We start from the raw sequence: 17,022 nt of genomic DNA on the forward strand, positions 1-17,022 counted from the left end.
TTTTATTTTGGCACCGGATTTGCTGTTGAAGGTAGACGTTTGACAATCACCCACATCCCGCAAGAACTGGGTCGCCTTCTGCTGCCCCGTGCAGTTAGATAGCCTTCTGAATACCAATAATGGACGCTTTGATGGGCAAACCGACTTCTCCCGTTGTGGACTTGAACGCCGCACTGTTACTGCTTTTGTTGGCAGCCGTTTGGGGTGGGTCTTTCTTCTTTGCTGAGGTGGCTTTGCGTGAGTTGCCGCCGCTTGTCATCACGTTGTTCAGGGTATCGCTGGCGGTTCCGGTTTTGCTTGCGGTTGTGGTTTTGCGCGGTGTCCCCATCACGCGCAGCTTGCGGGTTTGGCGCGCTTATTTGTTGATGGGCGCGCTCAACAACGCGATACCGTTTTCGCTCATATTCTGGGGCCAGACCCAAATCGAGAGCGGGCTTGCCTCAATCTTGAACGGGACGACAGCGATGTTTGGCGCGCTGGTTGCTGGGCTTTTGCTGCCCGATGAGCCGCTGCGCGCCAACAAATTGATCGGCGCGGCCTTGGGTCTTGCGGGGGTTGCTTTCATCATGGGGCCTGACGCGTTGCAGGATTTCAACCTCACCAATTTGGCCCAACTGGCCATTCTGGGCGCGACGCTATCGTATGCCTTTGCGAGTGTGTGGGGTAAAACCACGCTTGCCGGTCAGCCACCTTTGATGAACGCGCTTGGTATGGTGGTGTGCAGCAGCGCGTTAATGCTGCCCATCGTGTGGCTTACCCACGGTGTCCCGTCACTCGCCTTTCAGCCTGCAACATGGGGCGCGCTTTTGGGGTTGGCGGTGCTGTCAACGGCGCTTGCCTATTTGCTCTACTTTGCGATTTTGGCGCGCGCAGGGGCTGCCAACTTGATGTTGGTCACGTTGTTGATCCCGCCGTTTGCCATCACGCTTGGGGCGTTTTTCTTGTCTGAACGGATCGGCATTCAGGCCTTTGCGGGCTTTGGTGTGATCGCCATTGGTTTTGCGGTCACTGATGGGCGGCTCTTTGCCCGTTTGCGTCAACGCCGTTGACAAAATGGCGTGTAAATTGAACCGTTACACTAAGGTAGTTTTGATTGGATCAGCTTATGAGATTTTTGAGTTTTGCCGCTTTCACTTTGGCATGCACTACGGCTCTTCATGCCTCTGACACCCGCCAGCTTGGCGCGCACGAACACGGGGTCGGGCAGTTGAACATTGCCGTCGATGGTGGGCAGGTTGCAATGGAATTTCATGCCCCGGGTGCTGATATTGTGGGCTTTGAGTATGTGGCAAGCAGTGATGCGGATCGTGCGGCCATTGCTGATGGGGTCGCAGCGCTTGCGCGTCCGCTAGATTTGTTCGTGCTGTCTGCGGAGGCTGGCTGCAATGTCGTGCGCGCCGCGGCAGAGCTTGAAGCAGATGATGCGCACGATCACGGTCATGATGCGCATGATCACGATGAACACGAACATGATGAGCATGCCCATGACGCGCACGCGGACGGGGACAGTCACGCAGAGTTCCACGCAGAGTATCTGCTGGAGTGCGCATCGCCTGACGCGCTCAGCACTGTTGAGTTTGCTTATTTTGACCAGTTCGAAAATGCCCGCGAAGTCGATGTGCAGATCCTAAGCGATGCAGGTGCGATCCGCTTCAAAGTCACCCGCAGCGAGCCTGTTCTCGACTTGCGCGGCATCTTCTGAGAAAGCCGCAGCCCGTGACGCGCCCAGATCAGGTTTTGTCCATGACGGATGTGTCGTACCGTTGGGGGCGTGCGGGCTTTGGCCTTGCGGTGCCACAGCTACAGGTCGCGGCAGGCGAGACTGTGCTGTTGTTAGGGCGAAGCGGGTCAGGTAAATCCACTTTGCTGTCGCTGATCTGCGGCACGGTTATGCCAGATCAGGGGCGCATCGATGTCGGGGGGGCTGATCTTTGCACCCTATCTGCGGCGCGGCGTGATCGACACAGGGCCGAATACATTGGCCTCATTTTTCAACAATTCAATTTGCTGCCCTACGCAAGTGTCACGGACAACATTTTGCTACCATTGCGGTTTGCGCCCAAGCGGCGTGGCCGCGTTTCGGGGCCGTTGCATGAGGCCGCACGGCTGTGTGCAGCGCTTGGAATTGATGAGGCGCTACTGGCTGCGCGGGCGGGAAGTCTGAGTGTGGGCCAGCAACAGCGCGTCGCCGCTGCCCGTGCGCTTATCGGGTTCCCGCAGCTAATCATCGCAGATGAGCCGACCTCTGCGCTTGATGCCGCTAGCCAAGAGACTTTTCTTAGCCTGTTGTTCGATCAGGCCCGCACGCATAATTCTGCCGTGATGATGGTTAGCCATGACGCGCGGCTTGCGCCGATGTTTGATCGGGTTCTGCAGATGGACGACATTGCTCAAACTTTGCCCCCGCCACCGCAAAAAATGCGGTCTGCAACTAAACCGGAGCACAACGCATGATTATCCGGCTGGCCCTGGGATCATTGCGCGCCCGTGCGGTCACGGTGGTTATGACTGTCTTAGCCATCGCGCTGTCGGTCATGTTGTTTCTGGGTGTTGAGAAAGTGCGCACCGGCGCCAAGACCAGCTTTGCCGAGACCATATCGGGGACGGATTTGATCGTGGGTGCACGTTCTGGATCGGTTCAGCTTTTGCTTTATTCGGTTTTTCGGATTGGCAACGCCACCAACAATATGACGTGGCAAAGCTACCAAGACATTCTGGCCCGACCCGAAGTTGATTGGATCGTGCCCATCTCTTTGGGCGACAGTCACAGGCAGTTTCGTGTGATGGGCACCACGGACGCGTTTTTTCAGCGCTATAAATACCGCTCGGGCAGGGGGCTTGAGTTGGCAAAAGGCACGCTAATGGGGGACCTGTTTGATACGGTTCTTGGCGCGGATGTGGCAGATGCGTTGGGCTATGACATAGGCGATCCGATTGTCGTGTCACACGGGCTGGCATCGTTTAGCGACCATGATGATCTGCCGTTTCGTGTGTCGGGCATTTTGCAGAAAACAGGCACCCCTGTTGACCGGACTGTCATCGTTGGGCTGCGCGCGATTGAGGCCATTCATGTTGACTGGCAAAGCGGCGCGCGTATGTCTTCGGCCACCACGCCCGAGGCAGTGATCCGCCAGATGGAACTGGAACCCAAGGCAATTACCGCGGCACTTATCGGCATCAACAGCCGTCTTCAGGTATTTGGCCTGCAGCGCGCCATCAATGAATACCCCCAAGAACCGCTTCTGGCGATTTTGCCGGGCGTGGCGCTTCAGGAACTTTGGCAAATCGTGGGCATCGCGGAAACGGCGCTACTGGCAGTTTCAGCGATGGTCATTGTCACCGCGTTGATCGGGATGATGGCAACGCTTTTTTCAAGCCTGTCAGAAAGGCGACGCGAAATGGCAATTTTCCGAGCAATGGGCGCGCGGCCACGGGTCATCGTGGGGTTATTGGTGTTGGAAGCTTCGTTGATGTCAGCCGTGGGCGCGGCGCTTGGGGTTGTGATGCTGTACGGCGGGCTTGTTGTGGCGCAACCGATGATTGACGCGGCCTTTGGCCTTTGGTTGGCAATTGCACCGCCCACATTTCGTGAGGGTATTGTGGTGCTGTGTGTCGTAATCGCTGGCGCAATTGTGAGCGCCGTTCCCGCGATCAGGGCCTATCGCGCGTCTGTTGCGGACGGTATGATGGTGAAGATTTAGGAGTACTGTTTGATGAAAACCCCGTCTCGCCGTCAGATGTTAGGCATGGTCGCCGCCAGTGCGGTGATGCCAAGCGCGGTGCGTGCGGCGGCGGCCCGTGAAATCATGTGGGAAGAACTAATCCCGCCCGGGGTGCCTTATTCGGAGATCATCGGGGAAGGCGATATTGATCCGGTAAACGACACGTGGCAGCCGGTTTTTGATGACAATGCAACCAAGCTAAACCCCACCCTTGATGGCGCGTATATCCGTATGCCCGGCTATATTATACCGTTGGAATTTGGCACCGGTGGGGTGCGCGAATTTGTCCTCGTGCCCTATGTGGGCGCGTGCATCCACGTGCCGCCGCCGCCGCCCAACCAGTTGGTGTTTGTAACAGCGCAGGACCCTTGGCCCAACGATGATTTGTGGGAGGCCGTGTGGGTCACCGGCGAGATCAGCCACGCCATTCAACAGACCGAAGTGGCGCAAACGGGCTACGCGCTATTGGCCGATGCGATGGAGGTGTACCAATGGTAAATGACCTCACGAACCGGCGCACCGTGATCGCAGCACTTGCCAGTTTGCCACTTGGTGCGCGCGCGGCTCTGGCGGCCGAGTATATCGATCTGGAATGGCGCGATCTGTTGCCCAAAGGCCAAACGGCCATTCCGCCAGTGGTGCAAAACCTGATCGATCATGACGAGATGGGCACAAGCGCCATGCAACCAAAATCCAGCGGTGTGCGCACGGATTGGAACGGCCAGATCGTGCGCATTCCGGGCTTCATTGTGCCGATTGAATATTCTGGCAGTGGGGTGTCTGCATTTATTCTGGTGCCTTTCGTGGGCGCTTGCATCCATGTGCCGCCGCCCCCTGCCAATCAACTGGTTTTTGTCACCACGCCTGAACCTTACGAAAGCTCGGGGCTTTATGAGGCAGTCAACGTGATTGGTATGTTTGGAACCGCTTCTATGTCGACCCAACTGGCCGATATTGCCTATGCGCTGTCAGCAGAAAAAATTGTGCCTTTTTCCATCTAGGACAGCTTTGATTGTCAGGTGTCTTTGGTATCTGATTTATCTTCCGTGCCTGCGCGGCTTGTGGTAATCTTAACGAATAATAAAAAACGAGTTGAGGCAGAGTAACGAGTTATGGGAACGAGCTTTCGAGGCGCGTTCGTAATCTCTTGGGCTCAGACAGAAGTAGATGGATTGCCGGACGCACCTGCGGCCGAATTGCATGTGGGGTCCGCATGGGCGTGGTCTGGCGAGGCAGTGCGCGTGGACGGCCCCCGTGATGTCCTACTTTTGAACGAGGCCGAAGGGCAGGCGGATCTACACGCGCGTGCGTCCAAAATGGCGCGCAAACTAGTCGGTGCTGCGTTAGGGTCTTCTACGATCAGCAGCAATGCGCGGCCCCCTTTGAGTGGGGTCAATGACAGGGCGCGGGATGCTCATTTTATCCTGACCAATGGCACACACAGATACACGGCCATTGAAATCCCCACCGGTCACAAAGATGACGGCACGCCGCGTGCGCCATTGCTACTGTTTGTGAATGAACTGCCCCCTCCGCGTGCAGAACTTTGGGTAGTCGCACGTCATACCCCGTCGCGTAGTTTCAACCGCGTGAGTGAAACAGCCGATGGGGCCATTTGCTTTACCAACGGCACATTGATCGACACGCCAACTGGTCCCGTACCGGTTGAACATCTGGGCGAGGGGGATTTGGTGCAGACCAAGGACAACGGCCCGCAACCTATTGTGTGGCGTGGGGGACGGCGCATTTCAGGGGCGCGGATGTTTGCCATGCCCTATCTGCGGCCTGTCAGGATACGCGCGCATGCTATGTTCGATGATGTTCCGGATTGCGATTTGCTTGTCTCCCCAGATCATCAACTGATTTTGCGCGGTGCCGCCGCGCGCCGTCTTTTCAACACGTCCGAGGTGCTGGTGCCTGCCAAAGAACTGCTCAACGGGCGCAAGATTTTCATAGATCATACCGTGCGCGAGGTTTTTTATAGTCACCTGATGTTTGAGCAGCATCAGATCATTTGGGCAAACGGGCTCGAGGTGGAAAGCTTTCATCCTGCGCAAACAGACCTCAACCAGATCGCGCAAGACCAGCGCGACGTGCTTTTTGACCGCTTTGCTGAGTTGCGTGATACCCCCGAAAATTATGGTCCATCAGCGCGCCGTTGTTTAAGCCGCTCTGACGTTGCGGTGTTGAGCCATGACATCGCCAAACGCGCTTAACAGACAGGCCCGCGCGAAGGTGTTGACAGCTCCGTTCACTGCCGTATAAGCGCGGCTTCATTGGTGTTGGTGGCCCTCGCAAGGGGATGCCTGTCGGGAAGCCCAAATGGGTGACCAAAGGACAACGCCCTTCACGCGCGCAAGCGCTACAACCGAAGGAGAACAGCCGTGACCAAACGCACGTCTGCCAAGTACAAAATCGATCGCCGCATGGGCGAAAACATCTGGGGCCGCGCAAAATCCCCCGTTAACCGTCGTGAATATGGCCCCGGCCAGCACGGTCAACGCCGCAAGGGTAAACTGTCTGACTTCGGTCTTCAGTTGCGCGCCAAGCAAAAGCTGAAAGGTTACTACGGCGACCTGACAGAAAAGCAATTCAAACGCATCTACGTTGAAGCTGCACGTGTAAAAGGCGACACAGGCGAAAACCTGATCGGCCTTCTTGAGCGCCGCTTGGATGCTGTTGTGTATCGCGCGAAATTCGTAGCGACTGTCTTTGCTGCACGCCAGTTCGTGAACCACGGCCACGTTCGTGTGAACGGCAAAAAAGTGAACATCCCTTCCTACCGCGTTAAAGAAGGTGACGTGATCGAGGTGCGTGATCGTTCCAAGCAAATGGTTGCCTTGCTCGAAGCTGTTGCTTTGACCGAGCGTGATGTTCCTGACTACATGGACGTTGATCATACAAAAATGACTGCAACATTCGTGCGCACACCTGGCCTGTCTGACGTGCCATATCCAGTGCAAATGGAACCAAACCTCGTTATCGAATACTACGCACAGAACTAATTCTGACGCATAATCATTCGAAAGGCCGCGGGGGACATCCTCCGCGGCCTTTTTGTTTTTGCACAGTCGACTTAGCCCCGCTATCACTGCCTCGAAGGAGACACGGCCATGACAGATTTGACGCCACAACAAGGGATTATGGACATCGCTTTGTATCAAGGCGGCGCTTCACATGTTGAAGGGCTTAGCAATGTGGTAAAGCTGTCATCAAACGAAAATCCCTTTGGCCCGCCCGACAGCGCCCGCGAGGCATTGGTCCGCGAGGCAGGCAACCTGCACCGCTACCCGTCCACGGATCACGCCAGCCTGCGCAGCGCCATCGCCGAAGTGCACCAGCTTGAGGCAGAGCAGATCATTTGTGGTGTGGGCAGTGACGAGATTATCAGCTTTTTGTGCAACGCCTACGCCGGTCCCGGCGACGAGGTGCTGTATACAGAGCACGGCTTTTCCATGTACCGCATTAGCGCGCTTGCCGCCGGTGCGACCCCCGTGGAAGTGCGCGAGCGTGAGCGCGTCACAGATGTGGATGCGCTTTTGGCGGGGATCACCCCGCGCACGCGGCTTGTATTTATCGCAAATCCAAACAACCCGACCGGCACAATGATTTCTGAGGCCGAAGTCCGCCGGCTTGCAGATGGCATCCCGTCAAATTGTTTGCTGGTGCTTGACGGTGCCTATGCCGAATATGTTGAGGGCTATGACGGGGGTGCGGCGCTTGCGGCGACGCGGACAAATGTCTTCATGACCCGCACTTTTTCAAAGCTTTACGGACTGGGTGGATTGCGCGTGGGTTGGGGGTACGGCCCGAAAGAAATTATTGATGTGCTGAACCGTGTGCGGGGCCCTTTCAATTTGTCTAACCCTGCGCTTGCCGCCGCCGAGGCTGCTGTGCGCGATGTGGAATATGTTGAGAAATGCCGCACCGAAAATACCAAGTGGCGCGCGTGGTTGGCCGAAGGTTTGGCCGAGTTGGGCGTGCCCTCTGATACTTCAACTGCGAACTTCGTGCTGGCGCGCTTTGCTTCCGAGGCCGAGGCGAATGCGTGTGATGATTATCTGAAATCCCAAGGTTTGTTGGTGCGTCGCGTAGCAGGGTACAAGCTGCCCAACTGTCTGCGCATTACCGTTGGTGATGAGGCTTCGTGCCGCCGCGTTGTCCATGCGGTGCGCGCGTTCAAGGACGCTTCCCAATGAGCGGCCCCGTCTACAACCGTGTGGCGCTGATCGGGTTGGGCCTGATCGCATCGTCAATGTTTTGGGCGATGAAACGCAGTGGACTTGCCGGTGAGGTGACGGGCTACGCGCGCTCTGCCGAGACCCGTGATACGGCCCGCGAGATTGGTCTGTGTGACCACGTGTGCGACAGCGCTGCCGAGGCCGTTAAGGACGCGGATCTGATTGTTTTATGCGTGCCGGTCGGCGCGATGGAGCAGGTGACCAAAGACATCGCCCCCCATTTGATGGCTGGCGCAACAGTCAGTGACGTGGGTTCAGTCAAGCGCGCGGTTATTGATGCAGTTGGTCCACATTTGCCAAGCAATGTCCACTTTGTGCCCGCCCACCCGTTGGCTGGAACGGAGCGGTCTGGACCTACATCAGGGTTTGCCGAACTTTTTGACAACCGTTGGTGTTTGATTGTGCCCGCGGATGAAAACACCGATGCAGATGCGGTGGCAAAGCTGTCTGAGCTTTGGGAAAAGATGGGCAGTAAAGTCGACACGATGGATGCAGATCACCATGATTTGGTTCTCTGCGTCACGTCCCATGCGCCGCACTTGATTGCTTACACGATGGTCGGCGTGGCCGATGATTTGCAACGCGTGTCCGAACAGGAAGTGATCAATTACTCAGCCACGGGTTTTCGGGATTTCACGCGGATCGCTGCCTCTGATCCGACCATGTGGCGGGACGTTTTTTTGAACAACAAAGAAGCCACGCTTGAGATTTTGGGCCGCTTTACCGAAGAGCTTTTCGCCCTTCAGCGCGCAATTCGTACGGGTGACGGCGATCATTTGCACGATTATTTCACACGTACGCGTGCGATCCGCCGTGGTATTTTGGAAGCGGGTCAAGACGTTGATGTCCCGAACTTTGGACGCAACGCGACCAAGGATTAAGCCGCGCTGCGTGTGTTTTGCACCCGTTTCAGTGACGCTCTAGCGCAGCCTGATGCGCGGGGCAGGCCCGATGGGAAAGGGGCCGATGGCCATATTTCCATTGCGGAATGTCACAGGCACATCGAGCGTTGCGGTATTACCTGACAGCCCCGCAAGCATCTCAAGACCCCGCTCGATAAACGGCAACACACCTTGTGGCACCATGTCAGAGTTCTCGGCCACTTTCAGCATTTCGCGCCAATTGGTCGCCTTTAGCTGTATCTCACCGGTCGGAACGCCGTTACCATCAAGGGTCACATCACCCGCCGCCCGCAGATCAAGCCCGCCCCAACTTGCCGCCAACAGGTTCAGATCAATTGAGGTCGGCTGTGGACGCGCTTGTTCAATGGCAAAGCGGTTCCATTCGGCGTCAAAACTGGCGGTCACATCGATGGTTAGACCTTCGATGATTTGCGGCAAAACATCCGCAGGATCCAATTGTGCCCGCAGGGCATCAGGCAGGGTGACGTCCTTGAGTTGCGCATAAAAATCACGGGTAAGCTCCGCGTTCGCCGCGCGCCGCACGGATACGGTGCCGTTGGTGATCTGCGTTACGGCACCGCCGTTGCCCGTTGCTTCAAGTCCTTCAAAGGTGAAAGTCGCACTGTCGAGCGTAAGCGCTGTATCAGGCAAAAAGACGGCACTTGCGCGCATGTCCTCGGCGGTGATGTTTGCGCGCGCCAGCGGCGTTGCGATGGTCTGCTCGTTTGGCCAAACAGCGATGATGTGGTTAGGCTTGTAGGACAGGGCGAACACCTGAAAGAACGGCGCGCTCCATGCCCAGCCGGTGCGTGGATCAGCTAATTCAAGTGCATTGATCGTTGTGTCAAAGCGAGACGGAAACCCTCGGGTTTCGATGCTGTCATAGTCGGCCACCCAACCTTGGGCGCTGCGATCTGCGAACCACGCTTTGGCGCCGCGTTCAGCCGCGGTTGATCCAACAAACCAATAGCCTGCCCACAATACGGCCGCTGCAAGGCAGGCCCCAATAATCCAACGCATCTTATGTTCCCTTCGTTGCATCTTGTGCTGTGCCAGTGTTTACAGAGCCAACACGAAAAGGGCTAGGCATGATGAACGACGACGCGCTTTGGGTTTTTGCATACGGGTCACTGGTGTGGAACCCTGGTTTTAACGTGGCTGAACAACACATCGGACAGGTGGCGGGGTTTGCGCGGTCGTTTTGCATGTCGTCAATTCATCACCGTGGCACCGTTGAACAGCCAGGTCTTGTCTTGGCACTTGATGCAAAGGACGGGGCAAGCTGCGAAGGCGTTGCGCTGCGCTCGGCGGACCCAAGTGATGTGGTTTTGGACATGCTGCGCGAACGCGAGTTGGTCAGTTCTGCCTATTATGAGGACTGGATCGAAGTCACGCTGCGGGACGGGCGCATGGTCAGGGCGGTTAGCTACATCATCGATCCGACCCACGTACAATATTGCGCCGATCTAAGCCTTGAGACCCAAGCGCAGATCATCGCCCGCAGCACCGGCGGTCGCGGCCCAAATTGTGAATATTTGCATAACACCTACAGCCATCTCGAAAGCCTTGGTTTGCGTGATGAGGATCTGAAATGGCTTTCTGCACGTGTCGGCGAGATTAAGGGTTAACACTTTGCTTTACCCTTTTGGCAGGTCTATGATCAGGCTCAAGAGCCGCAAATGGTCAGGGACAGGCACATGGATATCTCAACCCGCCAAGTAACGCCGTATTTCAGCCAGCCGTTCCGGCAGGTCATGATGATGCTGATTGCACTGGGTCTGGTGGGCGTTGGTCTTTATCTGGCACTACCGCGCATTTTGCCGGTGTTCTTATCTAACCTCTACCTTAACGGCTTCATTCTGTTGGTCTTCGTTGTGGGTGTGTTTGCCTGTTTTTATCAAGTCTACCAACTGGCCGCCTCCGTGCGGTTTATCGAAGGGTTTGCGCAGAACCGCACCGGCGCAAACATCGCCAAGCCGCCTTTGCTGATGGCCCCTTTGGCGGCTCTGTTGGGCTCGCGCAAAGCGGAAACGAGCATTTCAACCACGTCTGCGCGATCTATTTTGGATTCCGTCGAAAGCCGCATTGGCGAAGAGCGGGAGATGACCCGCTACATCACCAACACATTGATCTTCCTTGGTCTTTTGGGAACGTTTTACGGTCTTGCGACCACTGTACCTGCGTTGGTTGAGACAATTCGCGGTCTGCAACCCACCGAGGGCGAGGCAGGCGTTGATATGTTCAACCGCTTGATGTCAGGCCTTGATAGCCAATTGTCCGGCATGGGTGTGGCGTTTGCGTCTTCGCTTTTGGGCCTTGGTGGATCTCTGATTGTGGGCTTGCTGGAGCTCTTTGCCAGCCACGGTCAGAACCGCTTTTACCGCGAGCTTGAGGAATGGCTGTCATCCATCACACGTCTGTCGTTTTCCGCCGCAGACGGCGACAGCAGTGCCGAGCAAAACTTCATGGCCGGCGTGCTTGAACACATGTCTGATCAGATGGACGGTCTGCGCGAGTTGATGGCAGGCTCTGAGGCCAGCCGCAAAACGCTTGAGGGACAGATCGGCGATCTGGCTACAACAATGACGAACCTCGCCACCCGCATGGAAACCGGCGATGACACCCGCGATGCCCTTTTGCGCGTGGCGGATGGCCAAGATCGCCTTCTGGCGCAACTTGCCCAAGGGGGCGGCGGTGGTGAAGGCCTTGATGCTGAGGCACGGATGCGCTTGCGCTCGATTGATGTACAACTGTTGCGGTTGGTTGAAGAAATTGCCGCGGGTCGTCTTGAAACAACGGCTGAAATTCGCGGTGATCTGGCGCGTTTGACCAACACTATCGCGCGTGCCATCGCTGCTGAGGACGGCGCGTAAATATGGCGCTGGCGCAACGCAGAAACGGCATCCAAGCCTCGATCTGGCCGGGGTTCGTTGATGCGATGACGGCGCTGCTGCTTGTCTTGATGTTCGTGCTAACCATTTTCATGGTGGTCCAAGCGGTCCTGCGCGAAACGATTACAGGCCAAGAAAACGAACTCAATGAATTGGGTGCAGAAGTTGGCGCGCTGTCGGCGGCTTTGGGTCTGGCGACCAGTCAGCGCGATGATCTGCGTGTTGAGTTGGGTAGTTTACGCGCTACGCTTTCCCAAGCCGAAGATGACATCGACGCCCGCGATGCGCGCATCCGTGATTTTGAGGCCCAAGTTGCCGCCCTTTTGGTGCAGCAGTCCCAGACACAGGCCCAAATTACCGCACTTCAGGGCGAAAACGCGCAAATTCTGTCAGACAAAGAGGCGCTTGATCTGGCATTGGCTGCGGCGCGTGACGAAATCAGCGCAGGTGAGCAGGCCGCCCGTTTGGCCGCTGCGCGCCGTGAAGCTCTCGAAGCTTTGATCGCCGATTTGCGCGCTGAAAACACCGAAACGACAGCTTTACTCAGCCAGACCGAACAGGCCCTTACGGATGCACAGCAAGAACTAAGCGATGCTGAAATCGCTCGTATCGCAGATGCGCAGGCGGCAGCCGCGCTGCGTGCACGGCTTGAAGCGGCACAAGACGAGTTAACTGCAACCACATTAGCCCTTGAGGCTAAGCGCCAAGAGGCCGAAGACACCCTGACAGTACTGGCCGCGACCCAAGAGACCCGCGACGATCTGAACGCGCGCTTGGCCCAAGCTTTGCTTGATCTGGAACAAACGGACGCAGAACTGGGTGCGCTGCAGGACCGTGTGGATGCGGATGCGGCGTCTGTGCAAGCAGAGCTAAGCGCACTTTTGGCGGCCAAACTTGCGGCTGAAAACGAAGCAGCCCTTCGTCTAACGGAGGCACAACAACGTGCCGCTCTTTTAGCTGAAGCCAACGAGGAGCTTTCAGTTTTTGAGGCGCAGTCTGCTGAAGACCAGCGCAAAATTACGCTACTCAACCAGCAAATTGGTGAGCTGCGCAGTCAGCTTTCTTCGTTGCAGGGTATTCTTGATGCGGCCGCTGAAGCCGATGCGCAGGCCGATATTCAGATTCAAACGTTGGGCCAAAACCTGAACGCAGCACTCGCCCGCGCCGCCACAGAGGAGCGCAAGCGCCGCCGTCTTGAAGAGGCTGAACGCAAGCGTCTTGAGGCCGAGGCCGTTGATCTTGCCAAATACCGGTCGGACTTTTTTGCGCAGCTTCGCGACCTTCTTGACGGTCAGGATGGCGTGCGCATCGAAGGGGACCGTTTTGTGTTTTCGTCCGAGGTTCTGTTTGCCCAAGGCCAAGCGGATTTGTCAGCGGACGGCGAGGCAGAGATCGCCAAAGTTGCGCGCATCCTTCGCGACATTGCAGGCGACATCCCTGATGGGATTGATTGGGTGATCCGCGTCGACGGGCACACAGATGACATCCCGCTTTCTGGGCTGGGTGAATTCCGCAACAACTGGGAACTCAGTCAAGCGCGCGCCTTGTCCGTGGTGCTTTATATGGTGAACTTTCTGGGCCTGCCGCCGGACCGCTTGGCGGCCAATGGCTTTGGACAATACCAGCCCGTGAACCCCGCTGACACAGATGCGGCGCGCGCGCAGAACCGCCGGATTGAACTGAAGCTCACTGAAAAATAACCGTTTATTCGACGCGCATTTGCGTAACGGTTTTCTGAATGACGCGGCCAGCGCGGGTAAGGGTCACGGTCCCTTCATAGCTGCCACGTGGCCAGCCAACACCGCGCAGCGGTTTGCCCGCCGCGCGCATCGCTTGGGCTTGGGCGCGTTTGAACAGCGTGGTGTGGTCCAAGATTTCACCTGCGGGGCCCGTGATGTTCAGGGCCATCACATCGCCGCGCTTAACCCCAAAAGCAACCCCCCAAAGCACGATAGCCTCTTGGGTGATGCTGAAGTCTGTTTGTGCGGCATTTCCCGCTTTGACGGCGTCATAGTCGGGTAACCGGCCCAGAAAGCCCGCGTTGATCAAACCGGCGGGTTCATAGGTAGGGGCGTCGCGCCACAGGGTTTTGGTGGGTGTCTGTGTGCATGCCGTGTCGAGTGTGTCTGCAGTTTGTGCATCAAACGGATCAATAACTTCCCCGTCTTTGCGAACCGAGAAATGCAGGTGTGGAAATTGCGTGTTGCCGCTTAGCCCGACTTGCCCAAGGACGGTACCTGCATCAACGGCGTCGCCTTCGCGCGCGGCAAGTGAGCCACGTTTGAGGTGACAATACTGTGTGCTCCACCCGTTTTGATGCTCAATAACCACGCCGTTGCCGCATTCACGGTCCGCAAACGCGGCGCTGTTTTCTGCCGTGGCAATCTGATCTGGCATCCCGTCACGCACACCTTGGACACGGCCCTGTGCAGCGGCCAAAACATCTACGCCGTCTGCCATATCGCGCAATGTGGGCAGTGCGAAATCCGTACCTTTGTGTGTGTCATAACTCAGGCTGCCACAGGTGAAATCCATGACTTCGTCGCTTGGGTCGCGGTCAACGAATTGTTGGATATAACAGTCCTCACCCAAGGTGCAGGCGATCGGTAAATCGATCATGAACTCACCTGCAGGGTCGCTTGCTAACGCAAGTGATGCGGCGCAAACGAAAGGGGCCGCGTGGGCAGCCCCTTTCAGGTAACGTATCATAGATGGCGTCATGTGGCCCTCAATCTGGTCGTGTGCGCAAATGTGGCGCGCTTAGTCTGCGGTCAGAAGAGGCGGCTTTTTACTGCCAATCTGCGCTTTCGCGGGCTCTTCGATGCGAATGTCCAACTCGCCTTTCTTGACGCCAACTTTCACGACGCCGCCTTTCAGCAGCTTGCCAAACAGCAACTCCTCGGCGAGGGGCTTTTTGATGTGCTCTTGGATCACACGGCCAAGCGGACGCGCGCCCATCTTTTCATCATAGCCCTTGTCGCCCAACCATTCAGCCGCCGCGGAGGTCAACTCAATCGTCACGTTGCGGTCCATCAGCTGTGCCTCAAGTTGCAGCACAAACTTCTCAACCACTTGGCTAATCACTTCTTTGCCAAGCGGCGCGAAGGCCACTACCGCGTCAAGGCGGTTGCGGAATTCAGGCGTAAACATCCGTTCAATTGCTGCGGTGTCCTCACCCTCGCGGCGATCACGACCAAAGCCCATAGGCGCGCGCGCCTGATCTGACGCACCCGCGTTGGATGTCATGATCAAGATCACGTTGCGGAAGTCTGTTGCGCGGCCGTTATGGTCAGTCAATTTGCCGTGATCCATGACCTGTAGCAAAATGTTGAACACATCGGGGTGCGCTTTTTCGATCTCATCAAGCAGCAACACGCAGTGCGGGTTCTGATCCACGCCATCTGTCAGCATGCCGCCCTGATCGAAGCCCACGTATCCTGGAGGCGCGCCGATAAGGCGGGAAATCGCGTGTTTCTCCATGTACTCAGACATGTCAAAGCGCAGCATCTCAACACCTAGGGTATCTGCCAATTGGCGTGCAACTTCGGTTTTACCAACGCCCGTTGGACCCGCAAAGAGATAGTTACCAATGGGCTTTTCAGGCTCGCGCAGACCCGCACGGGCCAGTTTAATTGCCGACGAAAGCGCCTCGATCGCGGGATCTTGGCCGAAGACAACGCGTTTCAGCGATGTCTCGAGATCTTTCAGCACTTCTGCGTCGTCCTTGCTGACGTTCTTTGGCGGGATGCGCGCGATCTTGGCCACAACGGCCTCAATCTCTTTGGCGCCAATGGTTTTGCGCTTTTTGCTTTCCGCCAACAAGTGCTGTGCCGCACCCGCTTCATCAATCACATCAATCGCCTTATCGGGCAGTTTGCGGTCATTAATATAGCGCGCAGACAGCTCCACGGCTGATTTGATCGCCTCGGATGTGTATTTGATGGCGTGGTGATCCTCGAAGTATGGCTTGATGCCCTTCAGGATTTTGATCGCATCTTCCACGCTCGGCTCGTTCACATCGATTTTCTGGAACCGGCGCGACAAAGCGCGGTCCTTTTCAAAGTGCTGACGGAATTCTTTATAGGTCGTTGATCCCATGCAGCGCAATTTGCCGCCTGCAAGCGCAGGTTTCAGCAAGTTTGACGCATCCATCGCACCGCCCGAGGTCGCGCCCGCACCGATAATTGTGTGGATCTCATCGATAAACAGCACTGCGTCATCGTGATCTTCCAGCTCGCTCATCACGGCTTTCAGACGCTCTTCAAAGTCGCCACGGTAGCGTGTGCCCGCAAGCAGCGCGCCCATATCAAGTGAATAGATAATCGTGTTCGACAACACATCTGGTGTCTCACCGCTGACAATCTTATAGGCCAAGCCCTCTGCAATGGCCGTTTTACCAACGCCCGGGTCACCCACCAACAGCGGGTTGTTCTTGCGGCGACGGCACAACACCTGAATGCAGCGCTCGACTTCGTGGGCGCGTCCGATCAGCGGATCAACATCGCCTTTGCGCGACTTCACGTTTAAATCCACGCAGTATTTATCAAGCGCACTTTCTTTGGTGTCGCCATCTGTGACGCCTTGGGCTTCTTCTTCCAAATCGGTCGAGCCTTTGGGACCGCGGTCCTCGCCGTAGGCGGGGTCTTTTGCAACACCGTGTGCGATGAAGTTCACCGCGTCGTAGCGTGTCATGTCCTGGGCCTGCAGGAAGTAGGCTGCGTTGCTTTCGCGTTCTGCAAAAATCGCCACCAAAACATTGGCGCCTGTCACTTCGGTGCGGCCCGATGATTGCACATGGATCGCCGCGCGCTGGATCACCCGCTGAAACGCGGCTGTCGGCACGGCCTCGGACCCTTCAACGTCTGTGACAAGGGTCGACAGGTCGTCGTCAATAAAATCGGTGAGCGTTTTGCTCAGCGCTTCGAGGTCCACACTGCACGCTTTCATGACCTTCGCGGCGTCCGGCTCGTCCACAAGTGCCAACAACAAGTGCTCAAGGGTGGCCAACTCGTGGTTGTTCGCGTTGGCCGTGGCCAGCGCCTGATGGATTGCTTGCTCAAGAGAGGTCGAAAATGATGGCACGTTAGTGTCCTTTCGGTCTTCTAGGGCCAGACTGGATACGTCGGGAATACGCGCACCCACATCTTGCCGTGGCCTAATACTGTTAAAGTTCGCTTGATTTTACGAACCTTCAAGGAGTTTCTTTCACTTTTTGCTTAGATTTCACGAAATTTACTGAAATCGGCACGATTTGGGGGCAATTCGT

At 56.6% G+C, this 17,022-nt stretch carries 16 protein-coding genes; 13 read left to right on the plus strand and 3 right to left on the minus strand.

The window, feature by feature from the left end:
- Positions 1–131: 131 nt before the first annotated feature.
- The 10 genes from NIG5292_RS10055 to NIG5292_RS10100 all read left to right on the plus strand — a co-directional run bounded on the left by NIG5292_RS10055 (position 132) and on the right by NIG5292_RS10100 (position 8,844).
- Positions 132–1,049, plus strand: a complete 918-nt coding sequence (locus tag NIG5292_RS10055) for a DMT family transporter (RefSeq protein ID WP_048599484.1) — start codon at positions 132–134, stop codon at positions 1,047–1,049.
- 56 nt (positions 1,050–1,105) lie between these two features.
- Positions 1,106–1,702 (plus strand): DUF2796 domain-containing protein, encoded by a 597-nt coding sequence (locus NIG5292_RS10060; RefSeq protein ID WP_048599413.1) that lies wholly within the window; start codon positions 1,106–1,108, stop codon positions 1,700–1,702.
- A 14-nt stretch (positions 1,703–1,716) separates the two neighbouring features.
- Positions 1,717–2,454, plus strand: a complete 738-nt coding sequence (locus NIG5292_RS10065) for an ABC transporter ATP-binding protein (protein WP_370726548.1) — start codon at positions 1,717–1,719, stop codon at positions 2,452–2,454.
- Positions 2,451–3,701 carry an ABC transporter permease gene (locus tag NIG5292_RS10070; protein ID WP_048599414.1) on the plus strand — a complete coding sequence of 417 codons (1,251 nt, stop codon included), beginning with the start codon at positions 2,451–2,453 and terminating at the stop codon, positions 3,699–3,701. The genes NIG5292_RS10065 and NIG5292_RS10070 overlap by 4 nt, the downstream gene beginning before the upstream one ends.
- Positions 3,702–3,713: 12 nt before the next feature.
- Positions 3,714–4,220 carry a DUF3299 domain-containing protein gene (locus NIG5292_RS10075; protein WP_048599415.1) on the plus strand — a complete coding sequence of 169 codons (507 nt, stop codon included), beginning with the start codon at positions 3,714–3,716 and terminating at the stop codon, positions 4,218–4,220.
- A complete protein-coding gene (locus NIG5292_RS10080; RefSeq protein WP_048599416.1) occupies positions 4,214–4,723 on the plus strand; it encodes a DUF3299 domain-containing protein in 510 nt (169 codons plus the stop codon). The genes NIG5292_RS10075 and NIG5292_RS10080 overlap by 7 nt, the downstream gene beginning before the upstream one ends.
- Positions 4,724–4,834: 111 nt before the next feature.
- Positions 4,835–5,938: a Hint domain-containing protein gene (locus NIG5292_RS10085; protein ID WP_048599417.1), complete on the plus strand. Its 1,104-nt coding sequence runs from the start codon at positions 4,835–4,837 to the stop codon at positions 5,936–5,938.
- Positions 5,939–6,106: 168 nt separating this feature from the next.
- Entirely contained in the window at positions 6,107–6,727 is a 621-nt protein-coding gene (gene rpsD, locus NIG5292_RS10090) for a 30S ribosomal protein S4 (RefSeq protein ID WP_048599418.1), read from the plus strand.
- A 108-nt stretch (positions 6,728–6,835) separates the two neighbouring features.
- On the plus strand, positions 6,836–7,921 hold the full coding sequence (gene hisC / locus NIG5292_RS10095) for a histidinol-phosphate transaminase (RefSeq protein WP_048599419.1): 1,086 nt from the start codon (positions 6,836–6,838) through the stop codon (positions 7,919–7,921).
- A complete protein-coding gene (locus NIG5292_RS10100) occupies positions 7,918–8,844 on the plus strand; it encodes a prephenate/arogenate dehydrogenase family protein (RefSeq protein ID WP_048599420.1) in 927 nt (308 codons plus the stop codon). The genes hisC and NIG5292_RS10100 overlap by 4 nt, the downstream gene beginning before the upstream one ends.
- A 39-nt stretch (positions 8,845–8,883) precedes the next feature.
- Here the strand turns inward: NIG5292_RS10100 and NIG5292_RS10105 are convergent, their stop codons facing one another.
- On the minus strand, positions 8,884–9,885 hold the full coding sequence (locus NIG5292_RS10105; protein ID WP_048599421.1) for a DUF2125 domain-containing protein: 1,002 nt from the start codon (positions 9,883–9,885) through the stop codon (positions 8,884–8,886).
- A gap of 68 nt (positions 9,886–9,953) precedes the next feature.
- On the opposite strand from NIG5292_RS10105, the gene NIG5292_RS10110 reads away from it, so the two are divergent.
- The 3 genes from NIG5292_RS10110 (at position 9,954) to NIG5292_RS10120 (ending at position 13,456) form a co-directional block, all read left to right on the plus strand.
- Positions 9,954–10,493 (plus strand): gamma-glutamylcyclotransferase, encoded by a 540-nt coding sequence (locus NIG5292_RS10110; RefSeq protein WP_233488211.1) that lies wholly within the window; start codon positions 9,954–9,956, stop codon positions 10,491–10,493.
- A 69-nt stretch (positions 10,494–10,562) separates the two neighbouring features.
- Positions 10,563–11,738 carry a hypothetical protein gene (locus NIG5292_RS10115; RefSeq protein WP_048599422.1) on the plus strand — a complete coding sequence of 392 codons (1,176 nt, stop codon included), beginning with the start codon at positions 10,563–10,565 and terminating at the stop codon, positions 11,736–11,738.
- 2 nt (positions 11,739–11,740) lie between these two features.
- A complete protein-coding gene (locus NIG5292_RS10120; protein ID WP_048599423.1) occupies positions 11,741–13,456 on the plus strand; it encodes a peptidoglycan -binding protein in 1,716 nt (571 codons plus the stop codon).
- A gap of 4 nt (positions 13,457–13,460) precedes the next feature.
- Here the strand turns inward: NIG5292_RS10120 and NIG5292_RS10125 are convergent, their stop codons facing one another.
- A complete protein-coding gene (locus NIG5292_RS10125) occupies positions 13,461–14,465 on the minus strand; it encodes a M23 family metallopeptidase (protein WP_048599487.1) in 1,005 nt (334 codons plus the stop codon).
- A gap of 51 nt (positions 14,466–14,516) precedes the next feature.
- Positions 14,517–16,838 carry an ATP-dependent Clp protease ATP-binding subunit ClpA gene (gene clpA / locus NIG5292_RS10130; RefSeq protein ID WP_048599424.1) on the minus strand — a complete coding sequence of 774 codons (2,322 nt, stop codon included), beginning with the start codon at positions 16,836–16,838 and terminating at the stop codon, positions 14,517–14,519.
- Positions 16,839–17,022: the final 184 nt, after the last annotated feature.

The organism is Nereida ignava, assembly GCF_001049735.1.
Taxonomy (GTDB): Bacteria; Pseudomonadota; Alphaproteobacteria; order Rhodobacterales; family Rhodobacteraceae; genus Nereida; species Nereida ignava.